Consider the following 20,039-nt stretch of genomic DNA (forward strand, 5'->3'; position numbering starts at 1 on the left):
AAAGACACTTTCCAGTAAGAACGCCTTTTGACAGCGGCGAGGGCGCCCCCGGGGAATATGACTCCCCCGGGAACGCCCTCGCCTCGGCGCGGAACGGTCAGACCGTCGGGCCGGTCACGGTGTGTGGCCGCCCCACCGGCTCACCGGTCGTCCGCCGGGTGGATCAGTTCGGCGAGCAGGCGCTGGCCTCCGGCGTTGGGGTGGAAGTAGTCCCAGGTGTTGATGTCGGACAGCTCGAAACGCCGGTCGAAGACCGCCCCGGCGTCGTGGCGGCAGGTGGGGTACTCGGCGCAGATCTTCTCCGCGACCAGGTTGAAGTCGGCGACCCTGGCGTGCACCCGCTCACGCCTGGCCACGTCCTCCGGGTCGTTCGAGCGGGGCCGTTCGAGCAGCGACTGGCAGATGTTCAGGGTGGCCCAGGCCACGCGGGCCGCCGTCTTGTCCTTGGCGACCTCCCACAGCCGCCGGACGTCGGGAATGCTGGCGACGAGGATCTCCGCCTCGGGCAGGCCGCCGCTCAGGGTCCGCAGCGCCGTACGGAAGGCGGCCTCGTAGTCGGAGACCGAGGTCATGTCCTCCTCGGAGGGGGTGCAGGCGTCGTTGGCCCCGATCAGGATCGTGACGTATCCGGCCCCCTGGGAGACCGCCTTCTCGGCCTGACCGGGCAGTTCGGCGACCTTGGCCCCCGTCTTGGCGTCGTTGTGCGCGACGATGTCGGGGTTGTTCTCCTTCAGTCTCAGGTAGAGGCTGTTCACCGACGAGGACGACCCCGTCGACCAGGATCGGGAGGGGCAGTCGAGGTAGAAGCCGCAGGCGTTGAAGCCACGGGTGATGGAGTCGCCGAGCGAGGCCATCGAGGTGATCGGCGCCCGGGTCCGGGCGGTGGCCACACCCGGAGTGAGGGCGGGTGCGAGGGCCACGGGAAGAGAGAGGGCGACAGCTAGAAAACGACGGGGGGCGAACAAACCAGGCCTCCTGAGCTGCGGATTCGTCGGTTCCGGTGCTCAGAATGTGGGCCGCTTCCCGAATCCTGACAAGCGGAACGACTGCTTCCTCACGGATCGGTAAGGAAGGTCAGACCCCGGAGACGCCCTAGATCGTTTGGGGATGAGGTGATTACACTCGCCGCGTGAGCCGCGATCAGTCCCCGCCCGACGGCATCGACGCCGGCACCCCCCACGTGGGGCGCGTGTACGACTACGTCCTGGGCGGCAAGAACAACTACGCGGCGGACCGCGAGTACGCCGACAGGATCGTCGCCCAGATGCCCGACTATCCCGTGCTGGCCAGGGCGAACCGGAGCTTCCTCAGCCGGGCGGTCGAGTACATGGCGCGGGCGGGCGTCCGGCAGTTCCTCGACCTGGGCGCGGGCATCCCCACCTCACCGAACGTGCACGAGGTCGCCCGCGAGACCCACCCGGACGCGCGGGTCGTCTACGTGGACAACGACCCCGTCGTCTCGGTCCACAACGACGTGCTCCTGGCCACCGACACCCTGCTGGTCTCCATCCGGGCCGACCTCGGGAGCCCCGAGACCGTGCTGGACCACCCCGACCTGCTGCGGCTCATCGACTTCGGCGAACCGGTCGGCGTGCTGCTGCTCTCGGTGCTGCAGCTGTTCCCGGGCGAGACGCCGGAGCGGGTCCTCGGACCGTTGCGCGAGCGTGTGGCCGAGGGAAGCCTCCTCGCCATCAGCCACCCGAGCGCGGAGGGCGACCAGGAGGCCGTCGCGCGGGCCCGCGCCGCGCTCGCCGGCGGGCCGGTCACGGTCGCCCTCAGACGGCACGAGGAGATCCTGCCGTTCTTCGACGGGTTCGACCTGGTCGAACCGGGCCTGGTCGACGTGACGACGTGGCACCCCCGGATGCCGTCCCGCCCTACGAGCATGATCGTGCTCGGCGGAGTGGCCAGGAAGGGCGGCGCGGAACCGGCCTGATCAGTACGGCAGCCGCTCGCGCAGCTCGCCGAGGAAGCGCCTGCTGTCGGAGACCGAGTAGGCCTGCACGCACAGGCTGTCCATGACCTGCGTGTAGTGGTCGGTCTCCTCCCGCTTCTCCACGTAGAGCGCGCTGGTGAGCTGCTCCATGTAGACCACGTCGGGGAGGTCCTTGTCGGGGAAGCGCAGGATGGAGAACGGGCCGCCCGCCGCCGCGTGCCCGCCCCGGTGGAAGGGCATGATCTGCAGCCTGACGTTGGGCAGCTCGGTGACCCGGAGCAGGTGGTCGAGCTGGGCGGCCATGACCTGCGGTCCCCCGATGGGACGGCGCAGCACGGCCTCGTCGACCACGGCCCACAGGATGGGCGCGTTCGGCCTGCCGAGCCGTTCCTGCCTGGCCAGCCTGAGGGAGACCCGGCGGTCGATCTCCTCGGCGGAGGCGGTGCCGTGGACGAGCATGATGACCGCGCGGGCGTAGTCGGCGCTCTGCAGGAGTCCGGGGACGAACTGGACCTCGTAGCTCCTGACGACGGAGGCGGCCTCCTCCAGGCCCACGTAGACCTGGAACCAGCCGGGCAGCAGGTCACCGTACTTGTGCCACCAGCCGGGGGCGTTGGCCTGCCTGGCCAGCGCGAGCAGCGGGTCCCGGTCGGCGGGGTCGATCACGCCGTACAGGGTCAGCAGGTCGGCGACGTCGCGCTCCTTGAAGCCGACCCGTCCGAGCTCAAGACGGCTGATCTTGGCGTGGGAGGCGCGGATGGCGTACCCGGCGTCCTCCCTGGAGACCCCCCTGGCCACGCGCAGCCTCCGCAGCTGGGTGCCGAGGAGGATTCTCAGGATGGTCGGACTGCCCCCGCCCGAGTAGGCGAGGACACCACCCATCGCACCGTCTTCGGCATGCTGTATGCCCATGGCTTGCTCCCTGTCACCCGAGGACGGTGCAACGGCTTCTGTTCCAGACGCGGATAGTACAACTTTGGCAGCCTTGTCCACACATTGGATATCTGGATGACATGGGATCTTTCCCTAATGGAGACTTAAGGTGGCGTTCGAAAGCGTTCGCCTTTTTCGTTAATCCCTAAGCCTCACGTGCCGTACGAACCTCGCATATTCCATGCGTTCTATGCATTTCGGGCGTTTCGTCCGACCAATGTCCCCGCCGTCGACCTGACCAGCGCCCTGACCCGGCGCGCGTCCAGCCGTACCGGTGCCGCCACGGCCGCGACACCGAGCGCCGCCACGGCCGCCAGCAGTACGGCCCCCGAGAGCGGGGTGAGGTCGGCCGGTGCGAGCCCCTGGACGGCCTGGAGCACGCTCACCACGACGAGCCCGCCGTACCCCGCGACGGCCAGGGCGACCAGGCGCGTCCTGGCCCGCTCGCCCCAGGAGGTCAGGGTGAGCAGCGCCGCGAGGGCGGGCAGCGCCTGCAAGGCGTGCAGCGTGACCGCGTGCGGGACCTTCAGCTGACCGGCCGCGCCGAGGATCGACAGGTCGGTTTGGTCCGGCGGGAGCCCGATGACCCTGCCGTTGGCGATCAGCGCGCCGCCCGCGACCTGGCTGAGCAGCAGTACGGCCAGCCCCGCCCTGATCGCCAGGCTCATGCTCGGCGAGGCGTCGAGCCCCCGGAAGGCCCGGACCGCGACGACCACGATCGGCGGGATCAACCCGGCGAACGCCGTCACGGCCAGCACGGCCGAGACGGCCGCGTCGAACGGGGTGCCGAAGTTCAGATGGGAGGGCACCCCGCGCCAGCGCTGGAGGTCGATCAGCGCCACCTCGACCACGCAGGCCGTGCCGAGCGCGCCCAGCAGCAGCCGGGGTCGCGCGAGAGGCGGCCTGAGCCTGCCGGTGACCCAGACCAGGCAGGCCAGCGTCAGGCCGAAGGAGAAACCGAACAGGATCGGCTTGCGCCAGGAGACCGGCCCCGCCCAGCCACCGCCGTCCACGGCGTAGACGGCCAGGTGGAAGGCGCTCCCGGCGAGCAGCAGAGCCGCGACGCCGTACCAGAACCGTTGATGAGGGCGCATGGCCCAAGCCTCGCCCGGTTCCCCGGCGCGGGAATCCCACCGGGGAGGGCCCGTCGGCTACGCCCCGTGGAGTAGGGCGTGGAATCGGCCCCCCGGATGGGGGTATGGACAGCGGATGAGCATCCACGATGAACTCCGCCAGGTCGAAGAGGACCTGGCCAGGCTGCGTTCCGAGGTCGCCGGGCTGCGTGAACAGGTCGGCGACCTCGGCCCGACGGACGCCATGGACCGGTCGGCGCTGATCTCCATGGCCGACCAGCAGGAGGCCCTCGCGGACGAGCTTGAGGAACGGCGGGAGAGCCTGCTCAAACAGGTCGGCGACCTCTAGAGCACACCCCCCGACCAGGACATTTGGTTACACAAAACCCGAAAGGGTACCGATACCAGCGAACACTCATCGGGGGGAACAATGATCAACATGCTTCGCAAGATGGGCGTGAAGTCCGGCACGATGTACGCCGCGGGTTTCGCGTCGATCGGCCTGTCGGTGGCGTCCTGGCTGGCGTCCCGCTCGGTCGAGCACGCCGGAGTCGACCGCGCCGACCGCTGGGGCATCTTCGTCGGCCAGTGGGCGCCGACCTTCTTCGCGCTGGGCGTGGCCCTGCGCATCGAAGAGACCCACGGCCCGGAGATCTCCTCCAGGGACACGCACGGCACGCGCGACGAACTCATCGAGGCGGGCTACGCCGAGGGCCGGATGCCCTCGCGCACCGGAGTCTGACGACCCGGCCGGGCGGGCGGCCGGCCGCCGCCCGCCCCCACCCCGTCTCACCTCTGCCCGACCAGCGCGGGATGCCGGGGGTCGTCCATCCGGACGACGACGTCGGCGGAGCCGACCGGCCCGACCTCCCGCTCGTAACGCTCGTAGGCGGGCAGCGTCCAGCGCGCCCCCTCCTCCGTCCGCCTGGCCAGCGCGCCCGGCGAGAGCCACAGGTGCACGGTCAGGTCGAAGGCGAGCCCCCTGCCGAGCAGCAGGGCGCCGTCCAGCAGCAGCACCCCGCCCGGCGGCACGGTGACGTACGGCGCACGCGTCGCCCGGTCGGTCCTGACGTCCCACAACGTGGGCAGGACCCTCCCCGAGCGCCCCGGCTCCAGCGGGCCGAGCACCTCCCTGCCGAGGGCCCCGGCGTCGAGCCAGTCGGTGTAGAACGCGTCGGGATCGGTCTTGCCGTACTCGAAGCGCAGCGACGCCGGGCGCAGGAAGTCACCGGCGGACACCCGCATGACCTCACGCCCGCGCAGCCTCAGCGGGGCGACCAGCTCCTCCGCCAGCCGTTCCGGGTGCGCGGCGGGCGCGCCGTCGAGAGCCACCCGCACCCAGGAGGCACGGGGTCCCGCGGCGATCCGGTCGGCGAGGTCCTCGACGAGGTGTGACGGTGAGATAGGAGTGATGTCCACGGGACATCTTTATCGAACCGTCCGCACCACGGACTTCGCCGACCATCCCCATGAGCATCGGCAGGTTAACCCGAACCACTCAAGCATCACGATCCAGTCAAGGTCAGACGTGAGCCCGGCCAAAACTCACCACCCCATGTTGCCGGTCGATGACTGGCGGTAACCATCCATGTGGATCGTTACCGCCAGCCGTGACCCGGATGTCGGCTTCCTGATCGCGGCCCACAGACGGGCCGCGGCGGAGGCCCGTGCCGCCTGGCCGATCGCGGTCGGTTACCTACGGAGACAGTGATGTCAGGAGAGACTCGATGATCAAGCGTGGTAAGCCCACCAAGAACGGGAAGGTCAGACTCACCTTCACCGTGCCGCTCGACCGGGCCGTCGGCGGAATCTCACTGGTCGGCGACTTCAACGGCTGGGACCCTTACGCCCACCCGATGGAGCGCAAGGAGAACGGCACCTACCAGGTGACCCTCACCGTCCCGTCCCAGCAGCCGATCCGCTTCCGTTACCTCGCCGACGGCGGGGTCTGGTTCGACGACGCGGACGCCGACCACCACGACGAGCAGGGAGGCCACCTCCACCCCGCCGGACAGCTCGCCGACGCCTAGAGACGGACGGTACGACGGGACCTCGCCGTCTCCACGGTCACCTCCGGCGAGACGGCCTCCCCCCACACGTCCCGCCTGTTTCACGCCCGACCGGTGGGTATCCGTAACGGTGGGCACGACGACAGGGGAGGCGGATGCGAACGACCCACACCGGCCGCGCGGCCGGCGCCGCCACGGGACCCATCACGGGGCCCGTCACCGGAACCACCCTCGGATCCGCTGCCGGAACCACCCTCAGGGCCGCCGCCGGGGCCCTCGCGCGAGGGCTCGCCGCCGCGCGCGGCGAACGCGCGGTCTTCGCGGACGGCGTCACCTTCCACGCCACGCTCCGCCCGCTGGACCATCCGATGTTCGGCGTCCCCGCCCTCGACGGACCCGGTGACCACCCCGCGCTGGTCCGCCTGTCCAGGGCGGGCCTCCTGCCCGCTCCCCTGCCCGACGTGCTCGGCCTGGCCGTACGGCTGCCCGGGGCGGGCGGGGCTGGGGGCGACCTCGACCTGCTGCTGTGCTCGGCGCTGTGGCCCGGCCTGCTGCCCCTGCCCCGGCGCCGTTTCGTCCCCGGGGTCTACTCGACGATCCTGGCCTACGACCGCGCGGGGGAACCGCTGCGTTTCCTCGCCGTCGGGTACGGCCCGGCCGCCGGAGTGCCCGCCGTACCCGCCCTCCTCGGGGAGGCGCCGCTGGAGTTCACCCTCGGCGTCGACGGCGCGGACAGGCGTCCCCTGGTACGGCTGAGCGTCCACACTCCCCTGCCGGATCAGGCCGGTGATCTGCCGGGATTCGACCCGGTCCTGAACAGCCACCCCGCGCTGCGGCCCTCGGAGCGGCTGCAGGCGACCCGGCTCGCCGCCTACGCGGGCTCCCGCCGGGGACGGGCCGTCCGCTGATCGTCCGCCGTTCCTCCCCGCCCGTTGAACTGTCCTCAGCCATGGGCGTACGGTGGTTGGAGTGGTTTCCGTCTTCGCACGGCTCCCATAAGGGCGCTGTCTCAGGCTGAGGTAGACAGCGGGGCATCATGACACGGCTTTCCGTCACCGTGAACGACCATCCACGGTTCTCCGTGGTCTCGCTCGACGGCGATCTCGACAAAACATCGGCCCCACGGCTTGAGGAGACGCTCACCGAGGTGCTGACGCGGAGACAGTCGCGCGTCATCATCGACACGACGAGACTCGGCTTCTGTGATTCGAGCGGCATCTGGACCCTGCTCACGACGCTGCGGCGGGCCTACGAGCTCAACGGCTGGCTGCGTCTTGCGGGCGTGCACGGGGTGCTCGGCCGGATGCTCGAACTGACCAGGCTGGCCGACGCGTTCCCCATCGACCGGGACGTGCAGGAGTCCCAGATGAGGGTGTTCGGGGAGAGCGTTCCCCTCCCCCCCGAACGGGTAAAGACTCGCCGATGAAAGGGCCGTGACACGGCAACGACGACGTCGCGGGTCCCGTACGGCTTCCTAGGGTGATCTGGCCAGGTAGGCCGAGCCCACAGGGGGAGCCAAGGGATGCGTCGTGTCCGCATCACGATGGACAACGCCGCGCTGCGCGACGTGGTCCCCGGCGCCGCCGCGCGTGAGGCGGGCTTCGACGTCCGGGCCTCCCAGGTGATCCGCCGGGTCGGCGCCTCACACGAGGGACGCCCCGTTGAGGAGGTCTACGAGGCGCTGCGCGCGAGCCTGCTGCAGATCCCGGGGGCGCGTACGTTCAACGAGCCCCGGGTGCGCAGGTGCGCGACGCTGATCAGCGAACGGCGCGACCCGCTCTCCCGCGACTGACCCTCCCTGTGATCATCAGGGACCCTCAGGGACGCAGCATGGTCAGCCGTACCGTCGAGGCGCCCCGCTCGGTGAGGATCTCCACCGAGTCGCACATCTCCCGCATCAGCCACAGCCCGTAGCCCCTGCGGGAGCCGATCGGCGGCTGGACGCGTCCCGCCCCGGTGTCGGTGAGCAGTCCCGCCTCGTCGATGATCTCCGCGACGACCCGCTCGGCGTCACAGCGCAGGACGACCAGGCCCTCGGTGCCCGCGTGGTCGAGCACGTTGTTCGCGGCCTCGCTGATGGCCAGGACGAAGTTGGTCTCCCGCAACTCGCCGAGCGCCGCCGCCGCGAGGAAGTCCCTGGCCCGGCGCCGCATCTCGGACAGGTCGTCCCCGATCGGGAAGGACGTCCTGCGCGCCTCGCCACGGGTCGTCTCAGCCACGGGGGTCGTCCCCCGCGGCGCGGACCGTCCGCCCCGGCTCACCGGCCGGGACGAGAACGGGTGACCCGTCGAGGTCCGTCCGTCTGTCCGGGCGAATGGCCATGTCCTCACCGAGAGATCCGTTGGTGGACCAGGTATCGTCACACTACCCGACCCCCTGAAAGCGATCTTCGAAGGGCCGCCCGTCAGCCGCCGGCGACGATCCTGACGAACTCCTCGAAGGACAGCCGCCCGTCGCCGTCGGCGTCCGCGTCCCGGTTCAGCGAACCGAGGGCCTCCGCGGGCAGGCCGGGGAAGTGCGCGCCGAACTCCTCCTCGGTGACGAAGCCGTCCCCGTCGGCGTCGATGGCGTCGAACCTCCGCCTGAGCTCTGTCAACCGCTCACCGGTCGGCTCTTCCCGCATGATCGCCTGCCTTTCCCGACGTTTCCGACATCCCGTGTGTGACCAGACAACCTACGGGACGCACCCCCGGTACGGCCACGCCGGGCCGCCCGGCCCGTGACCCTAGACTGCGGGCATGATTCGTCCCGCAACGCCGGAGGACGTCCCGGCGATCGTCGACCTGATCCGCGGCCTCGCCGAGTACGAGAAGGCCCTGCGGGAGGTCGAGACCACGCCCGAGCAGCTGCACGAGGCCCTCTTCCGCCCCGAGCCCGCGGTGTTCTGCCACGTCGCGCAGGACCCCGACGAGGGGCGGGTCGTGGGCTTCGCGATCTGGTACGTCACCTACTCGACCTGGCTCGGCAGGCACGGCATCCACCTTGAGGACCTCTTCGTCCTCCCGTCCGCCAGGGGGCGGGGATACGGCAGGCGGCTGCTGGCCGAGCTGGCCCGCCTCTGCGTGGCACGGGGGTACGGCAGGCTCGAATGGCAGGTGCTCGACTGGAACACCCCGGCCGCGGAGTTCTACGTCTCGCTCGGCGCCGGACCCCAGCAGGAGTGGATCCCGTACCGGATCACCGGCCAGGCGCTTGAGGAGCTCGCCGCCCGGTAGGACTCAGCCGCTCTGTTCGTCCGGGGCGGCCTCCGGCGGGAACGGGCTCAGCCGCCCTGTTCGTCCCAGGTGACCTGCGGCGAGTGGTGGAAGCCGATGCCCATGACCGCCCACCGGGACCCCTGCGCGCCGAGGCGGCGCGCGAAGGCCGCCCAGTCGTGTGCGGTCCTGGGCGACCAGCCGAGTTCGGCGACGGCGGGCAGCCGGGGGAAGGCCATGTACTCGATCTCCTTCTCCGTCGAGATCGCCTCGGTCCACAGCGGCGCCTCGACGCCGAGCACGGCCGAGGCGGGCACACCCTCCAGGTGGGAGCCCGGGTCCCAGTCGTAGGCGTCGCGCACCTCGACGTAACCCGCCCACTTCTGCCCCGGCACGGTCTCCGGGTCGTACTTCATGTCGAGATAGGCCCGGTTCGCCGGTGACATGACCACCCGGGCGCCCCGGGCCACGGCTTCGGCCACCAGCGGGTCGGAGCCGGTGCGCCCCCAGTACTGCAGGACGCGCCCCTCCTGGTGCCGCACCCCGGGTTCGCCGATCTGGTGCCAGCCCATGACCGTCTTGCCCGTCGCGGCGACCATCGGCTGGACCCGGTTCATGAACGCGGCGTACCTGGCGGTCGGGGTGGCCCGTGCCTCGTCACCACCGATGTGCAGGTAGGGGCCGGGGGTCAGCGCGGCGACCTCCCCCAGGACGTCCTTGACGAAGGTGTGGACCTCCTCCTTCGTGGTGCACAGCGAACTGAACCCGACATCGGTCCCGGTGTAGGGCGGCCTGGCCCTGCCGTCGCAGTTCAGCTCGGCGTAGGAGGCCAGCGCCGCGTTGGTGTGGCCGGGCAGGTCGATCTCGGGGACGACCGTGACGTACCGCTGCGCCGCGTAGCCGACGATCTCCCTGTACTGCTCCTTGGTGTAGTAACCGCCGGGGCCGCCGCCGACCTGGGTGCGCCCGCCGTACGCGGCCAGTCTCGGCCTGCTGTCCACGGCGACGCGCCAGCCCTGGTCGTCGGAGAGATGCAGGTGCAGATAATTGATCTTGTAGAGGGCGATCCGGTCGATGTACCGCTTGACCGTCTCGACCGGGTGGAAGTGGCGGGCCACGTCCAGCATCGCGCCCCGGTAGGGGAAGCGCGGATAGTCCACGATCCGTCCGCCCCGTACCGTCCACGGCCCCGGCACGGCGGTCGCGCTCTCGATCTTCGGCGGCAGAAGCTGGCGCAGCGTCTGCACCCCGTTGAAGAGCCCGGCCCCCGTCCTGGCACGGATGACCACGGCCTCGCCCGTCACGTCGAGCCGGTACCCCTGGGAGCCGACGACCGGGTCCGCCCCCGTGAGCAGCAGCGAGATCCCCTTACCCTCCCCGTCCTGGACGACCGGCAGGGCGTAGCCGGTCGAGGGGCGCAGCAGCCCGGCGAGGTAGACGCCGACCTTCGCCGCCTCGGCGGAGCCCGCCTCGGTGTGGACGGCCGCGTCCGGCGGCAGCGTGTAGGAGGTGTCCGCCGCGGGCCGTACCGAGACGGGAACCGGCAGGACCTCCCCCATCGGGGCGGGGGCCGTACGGGCGCCCGTGGTCAGCGCCACCACCCCCGCGCCGAGCACGAGAGCCGCGACGGCGGTGAGACGTGCGGGCCTGGAACGCCACAGGCGGGCCGGAGTCGGTGCCATGGCGTCCCCTCACCGGATGATCTCTGGCTGACAACCCTCGCCGACGGGACGATCGGCGTCAAGCAGGACACGGTGCTCAGGGGAAGCCATTATGACCACCGGGACGTAACCTCCCGGCAACCCCCCGGCCATCCGGCACCTGTTCGCTGTGCTCCATGGCCTGGCCGGACACCGAAGCCGTCGGATCGGACGTCACCACCCCCGTCATCGTGTACGGCGTCGCGGAACGGACCCCCGACGGGGAGCTGGCGCACGAGGGCAACCGGGTCCCCGACGTCGCCGCCCTCGACGCCCGGCGCCTGGTGGTCGCCTGGCGGGCCGGGGTGGGCGACCCCCGCGACCCGGCGCCGACCGACCAGGGCTCCATCATGTACGCCAGGTCGGCCGACGGCGGGACGACCTGGACGGTCGGCACGCTGGCCGGGGCGACCGCCGTCCACCGCTACCACTACGTGATCTTCCTGAAGGACGGGGACGCGCTGTACGCGCTGCTCGGGCGGATCACGGTCGCCGATGACCGTGACCCCTCCGGCGACCTCGACGGCTTCCCCGTCACGATGACCGCCAGGCGGAGCCTCGACGGCGGCGTGACCTGGGCCGACTTCCCCGTCGTCGTCGACGTGCCCGGTAATGCCAGGGGTGTGGTCGTCGCGGGCAGACCTCTCAGACACGACGGACTGTGGCTGGTGCCGTACTGGCGGCGGGCGGGGAACACGACCAGGGCGGGGGTGCTGCGCTCCGCGGACCTGGTCACCTGGACCTCCGGCGGCCTGGCGGAGAACCCGCCGGGCGTCGCGGTCGAGGAACCGCAGATCGCCCCGTCCCAGGACGAGCCGGGCGCGATCGTGATGGTGGCCAGGACCCTCGACCTGACCGGCGGGACCTCCCCCGCCGAACGGGACGCCCACTACCGGGCGAACGCCGCCTACTGCGCCACGGCCGTCAGCCGGGACGGCGGGCTGACGTGGTCGCCGATGAGGCTGGACCCCGAACTGCCCAACTACTACGTCAAGACGTTCTTCCACGGCGACTCCCAGGGCCGCCACCTCGCGATCTACAACACCTTCGCCGGACCGTTCACCGGCCCCTCGGCCACCAAGCCCGACCAGTACCGCGAGGTCCTGCACTACAAGGTCAGGCGCCCCGGCGAGCCGTGGGAGCCAGGACGGCTCTTCGCCGACGGCCCCAGGCTGACCAGGGGCGCGGCCAGGGGGTGGGACGTCTACCCCAGCGCCGACGAGTACGAGCCCGGCCGTCTCGTGGTCGTCTGGGAGCACAACCAGACGAACATCAAGGTCGCCAGGCTCGACATCTCCCGTCCCTTCCCGGACGGCGACCTGCCGACCGGCGACTGGACGCTCACCGGCGGGGCGCGGATCGACGCGGGCCGGATCCGCCTCAGGAGCACCGGCCCCGTGCCCTCCCACGCCTGGCGTCCCCTCGACGTCTCCAGGGGGTGCGACTTCACGCTGGAGTTCAGGGGACGGGTCGACGACGACAGCGCGCTCGACCCGCGCACCGGCGCCGGCGTCTGCCTCGGCGCGAAGGTGGCCAACGGCGCGAGAAGACTGATGCTGACCGTTCAGCGCGGCGGGGTCTGGACGATGCGCAAGGGCTCGGCCGTCTGGGAACGGGTCCACCCCCTCGGCGGCGCGGGAGCGCCCGCGACATGGCGGGTCGACGTGGACAGCGCCGGAGTCGCCCGCCTGTTCCGCGACGACGCGGACACCGGGGTCACCTGGGTCGTCCAGGACAGCAGGGAACGGCCCCAGCTCGCCCACTGGGTGACCGGGACACCCGGTGGGAACGCCGCTGAGGCGACCGTCGAGTGGACACGGCTGACCCCTTTCCGCCGGGATCGCGCCCGGCTCTGACCGTCCCGTTCGATCCGCCTTCCCCGAGGTCGGCGCCGCCCGTCACGCGGTAGCTTGGTGGCTGCCACCACAAGGGAAGAGAGATCGTGACGACGTCTATTCATCAGCGGATCGCCGAAGAGCTGGGGGTGCGCGAGCGGCAGGTGCAGTCGGCGGTCGAGCTGCTCGACGGCGGGGCCACCGTGCCGTTCATCGCCCGCTACCGCAAGGAGGTCACCGGGGCGCTCGACGACGCGCAGCTCCGCACGCTTGAGGAGCGTCTGCGTTATCTGCGTGAGCTCGAGGAACGGCGTGCCGCGATCCTGGAGTCGATCCGCTCCCAGGGCAAGCTCGACGACGCCCTGGCGGCGCAGGTCGCGGCGGCCGACTCCAAGGCCCGCCTTGAGGACATCTACCTGCCCTACAAGCCCAAGCGGCGCACCAAGGCGCAGATCGCCAGGGAGGCCGGGCTCGAACCGCTCGCCGACGGTCTGCTGAACGACCCGTCCGTCGATCCGCAGGCGGCCGCCGCCGCGTTCGTCGGCGAGGGGGTCGCCGACACCGCCGCCGCTCTCGACGGGGCGCGGGCGATCCTGGTCGAGCGCTTCAGCGAGGACGCCGACCTGGTCGGCGAGCTGCGTGAGCGGATGTGGTCCAAGGGTCGCCTGGTCGCGGCGGTCCGCGAGGGCAAGGAGGAGGGCGGCGCGAAGTTCTCCGACTACTTCGACTTCGCGGAGCCGTTCACCAAGCTTCCCTCCCACCGGATCCTGGCGATGTTCCGGGGCGAGAAGGAGGAGGTGCTCACCCTCACCCTTGAGCCCGAGCCGGAGCCGACCGGCACCTACGAGGGACGCGTCGCGCACCGCTTCGGCGTCTCCGACCGGGGCAGGCCCGCCGACAAGTGGCTGGCCGACACCGTCCGCTGGGCCTGGCGCACCCGCATCCTCGTGCACCTGGGCATCGACCTGCGGATGCGCCTGTGGCAGGCGGCCGAGGACGAGGCGGTGCGTGTCTTCGCCGCCAACCTGCGTGACCTGCTGCTGGCCGCCCCCGCGGGCAGCCGCGCCACCATGGGCCTGGACCCGGGGTTGCGCACCGGCGTCAAGGTCGCGGTGGTCGACGCGACCGGCAAGGTGCTGGACACCGACACGATCTACCCCCACGAGCCGCGCAGGCGCTGGGACGAGTCGCTGGCCACGCTGGCCTCGCTGGCCAAGCGGCACGACGTCGAGCTGGTCGCCATCGGCAACGGCACCGCGTCGCGGGAGACCGACAAGCTCGCCGGCGAGCTGGTCAAGCTGGTCCCGGGGCTCACCAAGATCGTGGTCTCCGAGGCCGGGGCCTCGGTCTACTCGGCCTCCGCCTTCGCCTCCCAGGAGCTTCCCGGCCTGGACGTCTCGCTGCGCGGCGCCGTCTCGATCGCGCGCCGCCTGCAGGACCCGCTGGCCGAACTGGTCAAGATCGACCCCAAGTCGATCGGCGTCGGGCAGTACCAGCACGACCTCGCGGAGACCAAGCTGTCCCGCTCGCTCGACGCGGTGGTCGAAGACTGCGTGAACGCGGTCGGCGTCGACGTCAACACCGCCTCGGCCCCGCTGCTGACCCGGGTCTCCGGCATCGGCTCGACGCTGGCGGACAACATCGTCCAGCACCGCGACGCCAACGGCCCCTTCCGTTCCCGCAAGGCGCTCAAGGACGTCGCCAGGCTCGGCCCCAAGGCCTTCGAGCAGTGCGCGGGCTTCCTGCGCATCCCCGGTGGCGACGACCCGCTCGACGCCTCAAGCGTGCACCCGGAGGCCTACCCGGTCGTACGGCGCATCCTGTCGGCGACCGGTGACGACATCACCCGGCTGATCGGCAACGGCACCGTGCTGCGTTCGCTGCGACCGCAGGACTTCGTGGACGAGACCTTCGGTCTGCCGACCGTCACCGACATCCTGTCCGAGCTTGAGAAGCCGGGCCGTGACCCGCGTCCGGCCTTCAAGACCGCGACGTTCAAGGAGGGTGTGGAGAAGCTGTCGGACCTCAAGCCCGGCATGCTGCTCGAAGGCGTCGTCACCAACGTGGCGGCCTTCGGGGCGTTCGTCGACGTCGGCGTGCACCAGGACGGCCTGGTGCACGTCTCCGCGCTGTCGCGCAACTTCGTCAAGGACCCGCGTGAGGTCGTCAAGCCCGGCGACATCGTCAGGGTGAAGGTGCTCGACGTCGACATCCCGCGCAAGCGCGTCTCGCTCACCCTCCGCCTTGAGGACGAGCCCGCCCAGGGGCCCGCGAAGGGCGGCTCCCCCAGGGGGCAGGGTGGCGACCGCCAGCGCGGCGGCAGGGAGAACGGCGGCGGCAGGCAGCGGCAGGAACGCGGTGGCGACCGGCGGAGCGCGCCGGGCGGCGCGATGGCCGACGCCCTGCGCCGGGCCGGTCTCGGCGGCTCCGACTCAGGGCGTTAGCCGTACGGCGACGCGGGCCCGGCGGCTCTTCCGCCGGGCCCGCTGTGTCTCCCCGCCCGGCCCGCGGACGGTGAGGTCAGAGCAGGCGCCTGATGTCGCCGTAGGCGCGGTAGAAGCCACCCCGTGCCGACCGGCGGACGCCCTCGACGAGGTAGCGGGCACCCGCCTCACGCACCTCCTTGGGGAACTGCACGTTCCAGCGCGGGTCGTAGCCCTCACTGACGACCCGAACCCGCAGCCGGTCACCCTCCCTGAAGCACTCGACGACCACGCCGCCCGCTGCGTCCGTGACGGCGTCGAACACCACCGTCTCCAGCGTCGCGACCGGCTCGACCGCGGCCAGGCTCGCGGCGGCCTTGACGTCGACCGCCTGGGGGACGGTGCCCGCCTGGGCCGCCCTGATCGCCTCCTCGGTGGCGTCGATGCAGGCCAGGGTGCCGTCGGTCGTCACGATGTAGAGGCGGTCGTCGAGGTACTGCATGGAGAAGGCCGAGCCGCAGCCCGTGCCCAGCTTCCACAGGCGCTCGCCGCTCTGGTCGAAGCAGTAGATCGAGGAGTGGTTGTCGCCGGCGAAGACGTACCGGCCGCCGGGGGCGGTCGCGCAGGAGAAGACGGTGGCGTCGCAGCGGTAGACCGCCTCGGTCCTGCCGTCCGACTTGGCGAGCCTGTGCACGGTGCCCCGGCCGGTGCCCGCGTAGACCGAGTCGGCCTCCTGCCAGCCGAACAGCACCGCGCCCGCGACACCGGTCTCCCAGACCGGCTTGCCGTCGGCGGCGTCGTAGCGTGCGACGCCGGTGGAGTGACCGTGGTAGACGGCGTCGTCGTCGCAGCGGACCATCCAGGCGTACTCGCCCTGCCCCTTGCGCGCCCACTGGAACTCGTCCTCGTGGTCGATCGTGGTGATCCGGCCCGCCCGGTCCGACACGCCGAGCACACCGTCGTGAATGTCCAGCCAGTAGATGTCGACGTCGTCGGCGATCTCGTAGGCGACCCTGGGCACCTTCCCGCTGAGGTCGTAGACCTTGCCGTCGTCGGCGCCCGCGTAGATCCAGAAGTCGTCGGCGACGATGCACTTCACCCCGTCGGGCAGCCGGAAACGGCCGGTGACGGTGCCGCCGTGGGTGACGGTGTAGACGTCGCCGTTCTGGTTGCCGACCCAGCAGCGCTCCGCGTCGACGAAGATGCCGAAGGCCGCGGCGCCGCTGGCGAAGCGCCACAGCACCGGGGCCTGGGAGGCGGTCGAGCGGACGCTCTCCACACTGCGCCGGGTGACCGAGCGGCGTTGACGCACCCCGCGCACGGCCGGGGCGTAGCCCTTCCTGACCTTCTCCGCGATCTTCTTGGCGGCCGCGGCGGCGGCCTTCTCCTCGGTCGTGAACGAGGAGATCTTGGTCTGGCCCGAGTCGCCGATGCGGCCGTAGCTGATGGTCACCTGCAGCCCGTCGTGCACGACCTCGTAGAACTTGTGGGAGCCTCCGCCGTCCTCGGACAGCTCCAGGTACGTGCTCCGCGCCGCCATGCCACACCTCTCGGTCGATTCGGTCGATCGATTTTCCGGGAGCGTACGGCAGGTGGGCGACAAAACAGATGTTTTCCGCTGAACCGCAGGTCACCCACTCAAGAACCGCCTATCGAAGCGCCATGGAAGCGGGCGCGCCCTGCCCCCGGCCACCCCGTACGGCCACATCCGCCGGAGAGCCCGGGACAGTGGCCCGGGCCGTGGCCCGGACTGTGGCCCGGTCGGTGGCCCGCTCCCGGCTGTGGCAGGCCCGCAGCACCGGGCCGAGCATCACGAGCACCCCGACCTCGAAGAGCACGACCAGCCGCTGGGTCACCCCGGCCGGGATGTCGTCGTTGGTCAGGTCGATGCCGAGCATCCGTACGACGTAGGGGGCGACCACCAGGACCAGCACGCCCAGGGAGGCCAGGCTGAGCAGCCGGACCGGGCGGGAGTACGGGCTGCTCGCGTACCTCCTGGCCAGGATCAGGCCCGCCAGCGGCATCGCCAGGAAGGCCACGAACGCCGCGTACCTGTGGATTCCGCCGGACATCGACAGCGGCACACCGGGCTTGTCCGTGGGGAAGGCGCCGATCAGCAGCATGCACAGCCCCCAGACGGCGATCAGCGTCGCGGCCCCCCGGTCCTCGCCGCGCCGGGCGAGCAGGACGCCGAACGTGGTCGCGGCCGCGGCGAAGAGGCCCAGGGAGACGGGCAGCAACCAGCCGTCGGCCTGGAAGGCGTATTCACTGATCACCGTGTGAACCGGGTCGAGCCCGGTGACCAGGTGAAGTCCCGTCATCGTCACGGCCCCGGCGCCGATCGCCACGTAACCGCCCACAAGCATCTTCGATCCCGCAAAAGCCTGACGTGCCATGGGTTCAACCTTGGCGAGCGGCCTCGTTTCGCAGTACCGGAGACGGTCCCCAGTGATCCCTGAGCCTTCCCGGAGGAACCCCGGGGCGGGGTGGGGTCACCTTCAGGGGGTCGTTCGTCACCCCAGGGCGCTGAACTGGGAGAAGACCGCCCAGGGTAGGGCAGACCTCATCAGGGTAGCCCTTCTCAGGGTAGAGCTGGGGCTACCCGGGACTTGACCTTGAGCGCGCTCGAAGAGACATCGTGGGACACCGGGGCCGCCCCGAGCACAGGGGCCTCGATCACTTGATCGACTTCTACAGGGCACAGGAGTTCACATGAACAGGCGTCGTCTTGGTCAGAACGGCCCGGAGGTCTCGGCCATCGGACTCGGCTGCATGGGGATGTCGGAATTCTACGGTCAGGCCGACGAGTCCGAGTCGGTCGCGGTCATCCGTCGCGCGCTCGACCTGGGGGTCGACTTCCTCGACACCGCCGACATGTACGGCAGGGGCCACAACGAGGAACTGGTCGGCCGGGCGATCAGGGGCCGCAGGGACGAGGTGGTGCTGGCCACCAAGTTCGGCGTCGTCAGAGGGGAGGGCGAGGAGCGCGGGGTCGACGGCAGCCCCGGCTACGTCAGGCAGGCGGCCGAGGCCTCTCTCAGGAGGCTCGGTGTGGACCACATCGACCTGTACTACCTGCACCGCCGTGACCCGCAGGTACCGATCGAGGACACCGTCGGCGCGATGGCCGCGCTGGTCGCGCAGGGCAAGGTCGGCCGGATCGGCCTGTCGGAGGTGAGCGCGGACACCCTGAGGAAGGCCCACGCCACACACCCGATCGCCGCGCTGCAGAGTGAGTACTCGCTGTTCACCCGGGGTCTTGAGACGGAGATCCTGCCCACGGCCAGGGAGCTCGGCGTCGCGCTCGTCGCCTACTCCCCGATCAGCAGAGGACTGCTCGGCGGCCTCGGCACGGGCGACCGGCTCCCCGACGACGACTTCCGCAAGTATCTTCCCCGCTTCGCCGGGGAGAACGGCTCACGCAACGAGGAGCTCGCCGCCGAGGTCCGCAAGATCGCCGAGGAGGCCGGTTGCACTCCGGCCCAGCTCTCCCTGGCGTGGCTGCTGAGCCGGGGTGAGGACGTCATCCCCATCCCCGGCACCAAGCGGCTGCGTTATCTGGAGGAGAACGCGGCGTCGGTCGACGTCACCCTGACCGCCGACCAGCTCGCCGCGCTCGACGCGGCCGTGCCCCCGGACAGCGTCAAGGGTGACCGCTACCCGAGCATGGCGCTGATCGAGGGCTGAGCCGTACCGCCGCACGGCCCCGGGGCACGGGCCTCAGGGCCTGCGGTCGCGGAAGGTGCGGCGCAGGTCGTCGACCCAGGCGCCGGGGATCTCCCAGGGGATGAAGTGACCGCCCCGGTCGTGGGCGGTGAGGTTGACGTGGTTGTACCAGCCCGCCCGGTCGCCGTCGAGGAAGGAGCGCACCCGCCGGTCGGTGGTGACGCCGGGCGGGTTCTCGTGGCCGACGAAGGTGATGCCGGTGGGGGCCTCGACGACGGGTTCGCGGTCGTGGGAGGGCGTCCAGGGGTGACGGTTGGCGTTGGCGTAGTAGCGCATCGAGGCGCCGATCGCGTTGTTGACCCAGTAGATCATCGTGTGCGTGATCAGGTCGTCCCGGTCGAAGACGGTCTCGACGTCGCCGCCGTTGTCGCTCCAGGCCGTCCAGCGTTCCAGGAGCCAGGCCAGCAGGCCCGCGGGTGAGTCGCTCAACGCGTGGGCGAGGGTGCCGGAGTCGAGCATGTGCACGGCCAGGTGCACCGCGAAGCGCCGGTCGAGGGCGAGGATCCGCTCGCGGACGGAGTCCGGCGCCCCTGCGGGGATGGGCGCGCCCTGGGCGAGGTCCCAGGCCCGGTCGCCGTTGAAGAGGGTGAGCTTCTGGCCGGAGCCGATGTGGATGCCGTACAGCTCGGCGGCGTACTTGTGGCCGAGTTGACCGCAGACCAGGGCGCCGATGTCGCACCCGCCGGCGGCGTATCTGGAGTGGCCGAGGACGCCGGTCATGAGACCGTGCCACAGGTCGGCGACCTTCCAGAAGTTGACGTCGTGGCGCCCTGGGAGCGGGCCGGAGAACCCGAATCCGGGCAGGGAGGGCACGATGACGTCGAAGGCGTCCTCCGGGTCGCCGCCGAAGGCCGCGGGGTCCGCGAGCCGGTCGACGACCTTCGACCAGTGCCAGAACGTCCACGGCCAGCCGTGGGTGAGGATCAGCGGAATCGGCCGGGGTCCTGCCCCCGCCTTGTACATGAAGTGCACCGGGGTGCCGTCCACGGTCACCCGGTAGTGCTCGTAGGCGTTGATCGCGGCCTCGGCCTTGCGCCAGTCGTACTCCTCGCGCCAGTAGGTGACCAGCTCGTTCAGGTAGCCGCGGGGGACACCGTAGGACCAGTCGCCGTCCTCCTCCAGCGGCGGGCGGGTCAGGCCCAGCCGTACCCTCAGGTCGTCCAGGACCTGATCGGGCACGTGGATCGGGGTCGGTTCGAAGGGAATCATG

At 70.9% G+C, this 20,039-nt stretch carries 21 protein-coding genes; 11 read left to right on the forward strand and 10 right to left on the reverse strand.

What is annotated here, in order from left to right:
• Positions 1-140: 140 nt before the first annotated feature.
• Positions 141-920, reverse strand: a complete 780-nt coding sequence (locus tag ACFYY8_RS19645) for an SGNH/GDSL hydrolase family protein (RefSeq protein WP_390042718.1) — start codon at positions 918-920, stop codon at positions 141-143.
• Positions 921-1,129: 209 nt separating this feature from the next.
• Between ACFYY8_RS19645 and ACFYY8_RS19650 the strand changes: the two genes are divergently transcribed.
• Positions 1,130-1,936 (forward strand): SAM-dependent methyltransferase, encoded by an 807-nt coding sequence (locus tag ACFYY8_RS19650; protein WP_390042720.1) that lies wholly within the window; start codon positions 1,130-1,132, stop codon positions 1,934-1,936.
• Here ACFYY8_RS19650 and ACFYY8_RS19655 read toward each other — a convergent pair whose 3' ends face one another.
• Together ACFYY8_RS19655 and ACFYY8_RS19660 are read right to left on the reverse strand one after the other, a co-directional pair.
• On the reverse strand, positions 1,937-2,848 hold the full coding sequence (locus ACFYY8_RS19655; RefSeq protein ID WP_390042722.1) for a helix-turn-helix domain-containing protein: 912 nt from the start codon (positions 2,846-2,848) through the stop codon (positions 1,937-1,939).
• Positions 2,849-3,057: 209 nt separating this feature from the next.
• Positions 3,058-3,963, reverse strand: a complete 906-nt coding sequence (locus ACFYY8_RS19660) for a hypothetical protein (protein WP_390042724.1) — start codon at positions 3,961-3,963, stop codon at positions 3,058-3,060.
• A 115-nt stretch (positions 3,964-4,078) separates the two neighbouring features.
• On the opposite strand from ACFYY8_RS19660, the gene ACFYY8_RS19665 reads away from it, so the two are divergent.
• Both ACFYY8_RS19665 and ACFYY8_RS19670 read left to right on the forward strand, forming a co-directional pair.
• Entirely contained in the window at positions 4,079-4,291 is a 213-nt protein-coding gene (locus tag ACFYY8_RS19665) for a hypothetical protein (protein ID WP_390042726.1), read from the forward strand.
• A gap of 90 nt (positions 4,292-4,381) precedes the next feature.
• Positions 4,382-4,684, forward strand: coding sequence for a hypothetical protein (locus ACFYY8_RS19670; RefSeq protein WP_390042728.1), 303 nt, complete (start codon positions 4,382-4,384; stop codon positions 4,682-4,684).
• A gap of 47 nt (positions 4,685-4,731) precedes the next feature.
• Here the strand turns inward: ACFYY8_RS19670 and ACFYY8_RS19675 are convergent, their stop codons facing one another.
• The gene (locus ACFYY8_RS19675) at positions 4,732-5,361 is read right to left on the reverse strand and encodes a uridine kinase (protein WP_390042730.1); all 630 of its coding nucleotides are present in this window, start codon (positions 5,359-5,361) and stop codon (positions 4,732-4,734) included.
• 308 nt (positions 5,362-5,669) lie between these two features.
• On the opposite strand from ACFYY8_RS19675, the gene ACFYY8_RS19680 reads away from it, so the two are divergent.
• From ACFYY8_RS19680 to ACFYY8_RS19695, 4 genes are all read left to right on the forward strand, one after another.
• Entirely contained in the window at positions 5,670-5,972 is a 303-nt protein-coding gene (locus ACFYY8_RS19680) for an isoamylase early set domain-containing protein (protein ID WP_390042732.1), read from the forward strand.
• Between the two features lie 134 nt (positions 5,973-6,106).
• On the forward strand, positions 6,107-6,859 hold the full coding sequence (locus ACFYY8_RS19685; protein WP_390042734.1) for a hypothetical protein: 753 nt from the start codon (positions 6,107-6,109) through the stop codon (positions 6,857-6,859).
• A gap of 128 nt (positions 6,860-6,987) precedes the next feature.
• Positions 6,988-7,377: an STAS domain-containing protein gene (locus ACFYY8_RS19690; protein WP_390042736.1), complete on the forward strand. Its 390-nt coding sequence runs from the start codon at positions 6,988-6,990 to the stop codon at positions 7,375-7,377.
• 96 nt (positions 7,378-7,473) lie between these two features.
• On the forward strand, positions 7,474-7,743 hold the full coding sequence (locus ACFYY8_RS19695; RefSeq protein ID WP_390042738.1) for a hypothetical protein: 270 nt from the start codon (positions 7,474-7,476) through the stop codon (positions 7,741-7,743).
• A 25-nt stretch (positions 7,744-7,768) separates the two neighbouring features.
• Here ACFYY8_RS19695 and ACFYY8_RS19700 read toward each other — a convergent pair whose 3' ends face one another.
• Both ACFYY8_RS19700 and ACFYY8_RS19705 read right to left on the reverse strand, forming a co-directional pair.
• The gene (locus ACFYY8_RS19700; RefSeq protein ID WP_390042740.1) at positions 7,769-8,170 is read right to left on the reverse strand and encodes an ATP-binding protein; all 402 of its coding nucleotides are present in this window, start codon (positions 8,168-8,170) and stop codon (positions 7,769-7,771) included.
• A 185-nt stretch (positions 8,171-8,355) separates the two neighbouring features.
• Positions 8,356-8,574 (reverse strand): EF-hand domain-containing protein, encoded by a 219-nt coding sequence (locus tag ACFYY8_RS19705; RefSeq protein WP_390042742.1) that lies wholly within the window; start codon positions 8,572-8,574, stop codon positions 8,356-8,358.
• A gap of 115 nt (positions 8,575-8,689) precedes the next feature.
• Between ACFYY8_RS19705 and ACFYY8_RS19710 the strand changes: the two genes are divergently transcribed.
• Entirely contained in the window at positions 8,690-9,166 is a 477-nt protein-coding gene (locus ACFYY8_RS19710) for a GNAT family N-acetyltransferase (RefSeq protein ID WP_352010571.1), read from the forward strand.
• A gap of 47 nt (positions 9,167-9,213) precedes the next feature.
• On the opposite strand, the gene ACFYY8_RS19715 is transcribed toward ACFYY8_RS19710, so the two are convergent.
• The gene (locus tag ACFYY8_RS19715) at positions 9,214-10,827 is read right to left on the reverse strand and encodes a beta-N-acetylhexosaminidase (protein WP_390042745.1); all 1,614 of its coding nucleotides are present in this window, start codon (positions 10,825-10,827) and stop codon (positions 9,214-9,216) included.
• Between the two features lie 155 nt (positions 10,828-10,982).
• On the opposite strand from ACFYY8_RS19715, the gene ACFYY8_RS19720 reads away from it, so the two are divergent.
• A complete protein-coding gene (locus tag ACFYY8_RS19720; protein WP_390042747.1) occupies positions 10,983-12,701 on the forward strand; it encodes a sialidase family protein in 1,719 nt (572 codons plus the stop codon).
• A gap of 86 nt (positions 12,702-12,787) precedes the next feature.
• Entirely contained in the window at positions 12,788-15,124 is a 2,337-nt protein-coding gene (locus tag ACFYY8_RS19725) for a Tex family protein (protein WP_390042749.1), read from the forward strand.
• Positions 15,125-15,200: 76 nt separating this feature from the next.
• Here the strand turns inward: ACFYY8_RS19725 and ACFYY8_RS19730 are convergent, their stop codons facing one another.
• Both ACFYY8_RS19730 and ACFYY8_RS19735 read right to left on the reverse strand, forming a co-directional pair.
• On the reverse strand, positions 15,201-16,643 hold the full coding sequence (locus tag ACFYY8_RS19730; RefSeq protein ID WP_390042752.1) for a WGR domain-containing protein: 1,443 nt from the start codon (positions 16,641-16,643) through the stop codon (positions 15,201-15,203).
• 109 nt (positions 16,644-16,752) lie between these two features.
• Positions 16,753-17,499, reverse strand: a complete 747-nt coding sequence (locus tag ACFYY8_RS19735; RefSeq protein WP_390042755.1) for a DUF998 domain-containing protein — start codon at positions 17,497-17,499, stop codon at positions 16,753-16,755.
• A 316-nt stretch (positions 17,500-17,815) separates the two neighbouring features.
• Here ACFYY8_RS19735 and ACFYY8_RS19740 point away from each other — a divergent pair, with 316 nt between their 5' ends.
• On the forward strand, positions 17,816-18,790 hold the full coding sequence (locus ACFYY8_RS19740; RefSeq protein WP_390042758.1) for an aldo/keto reductase: 975 nt from the start codon (positions 17,816-17,818) through the stop codon (positions 18,788-18,790).
• Between the two features lie 33 nt (positions 18,791-18,823).
• Here the strand turns inward: ACFYY8_RS19740 and ACFYY8_RS19745 are convergent, their stop codons facing one another.
• Positions 18,824-20,038 (reverse strand): epoxide hydrolase family protein, encoded by a 1,215-nt coding sequence (locus tag ACFYY8_RS19745; RefSeq protein ID WP_390042760.1) that lies wholly within the window; start codon positions 20,036-20,038, stop codon positions 18,824-18,826.
• Between the last annotated feature and the right edge of the window lies 1 nt (position 20,039).

Origin of the sequence: Streptosporangium sp. NPDC001559 (assembly GCF_042893955.1) — a bacterium.
Classification (GTDB): Bacteria; Actinomycetota; Actinomycetes; order Streptosporangiales; family Streptosporangiaceae; genus Streptosporangium.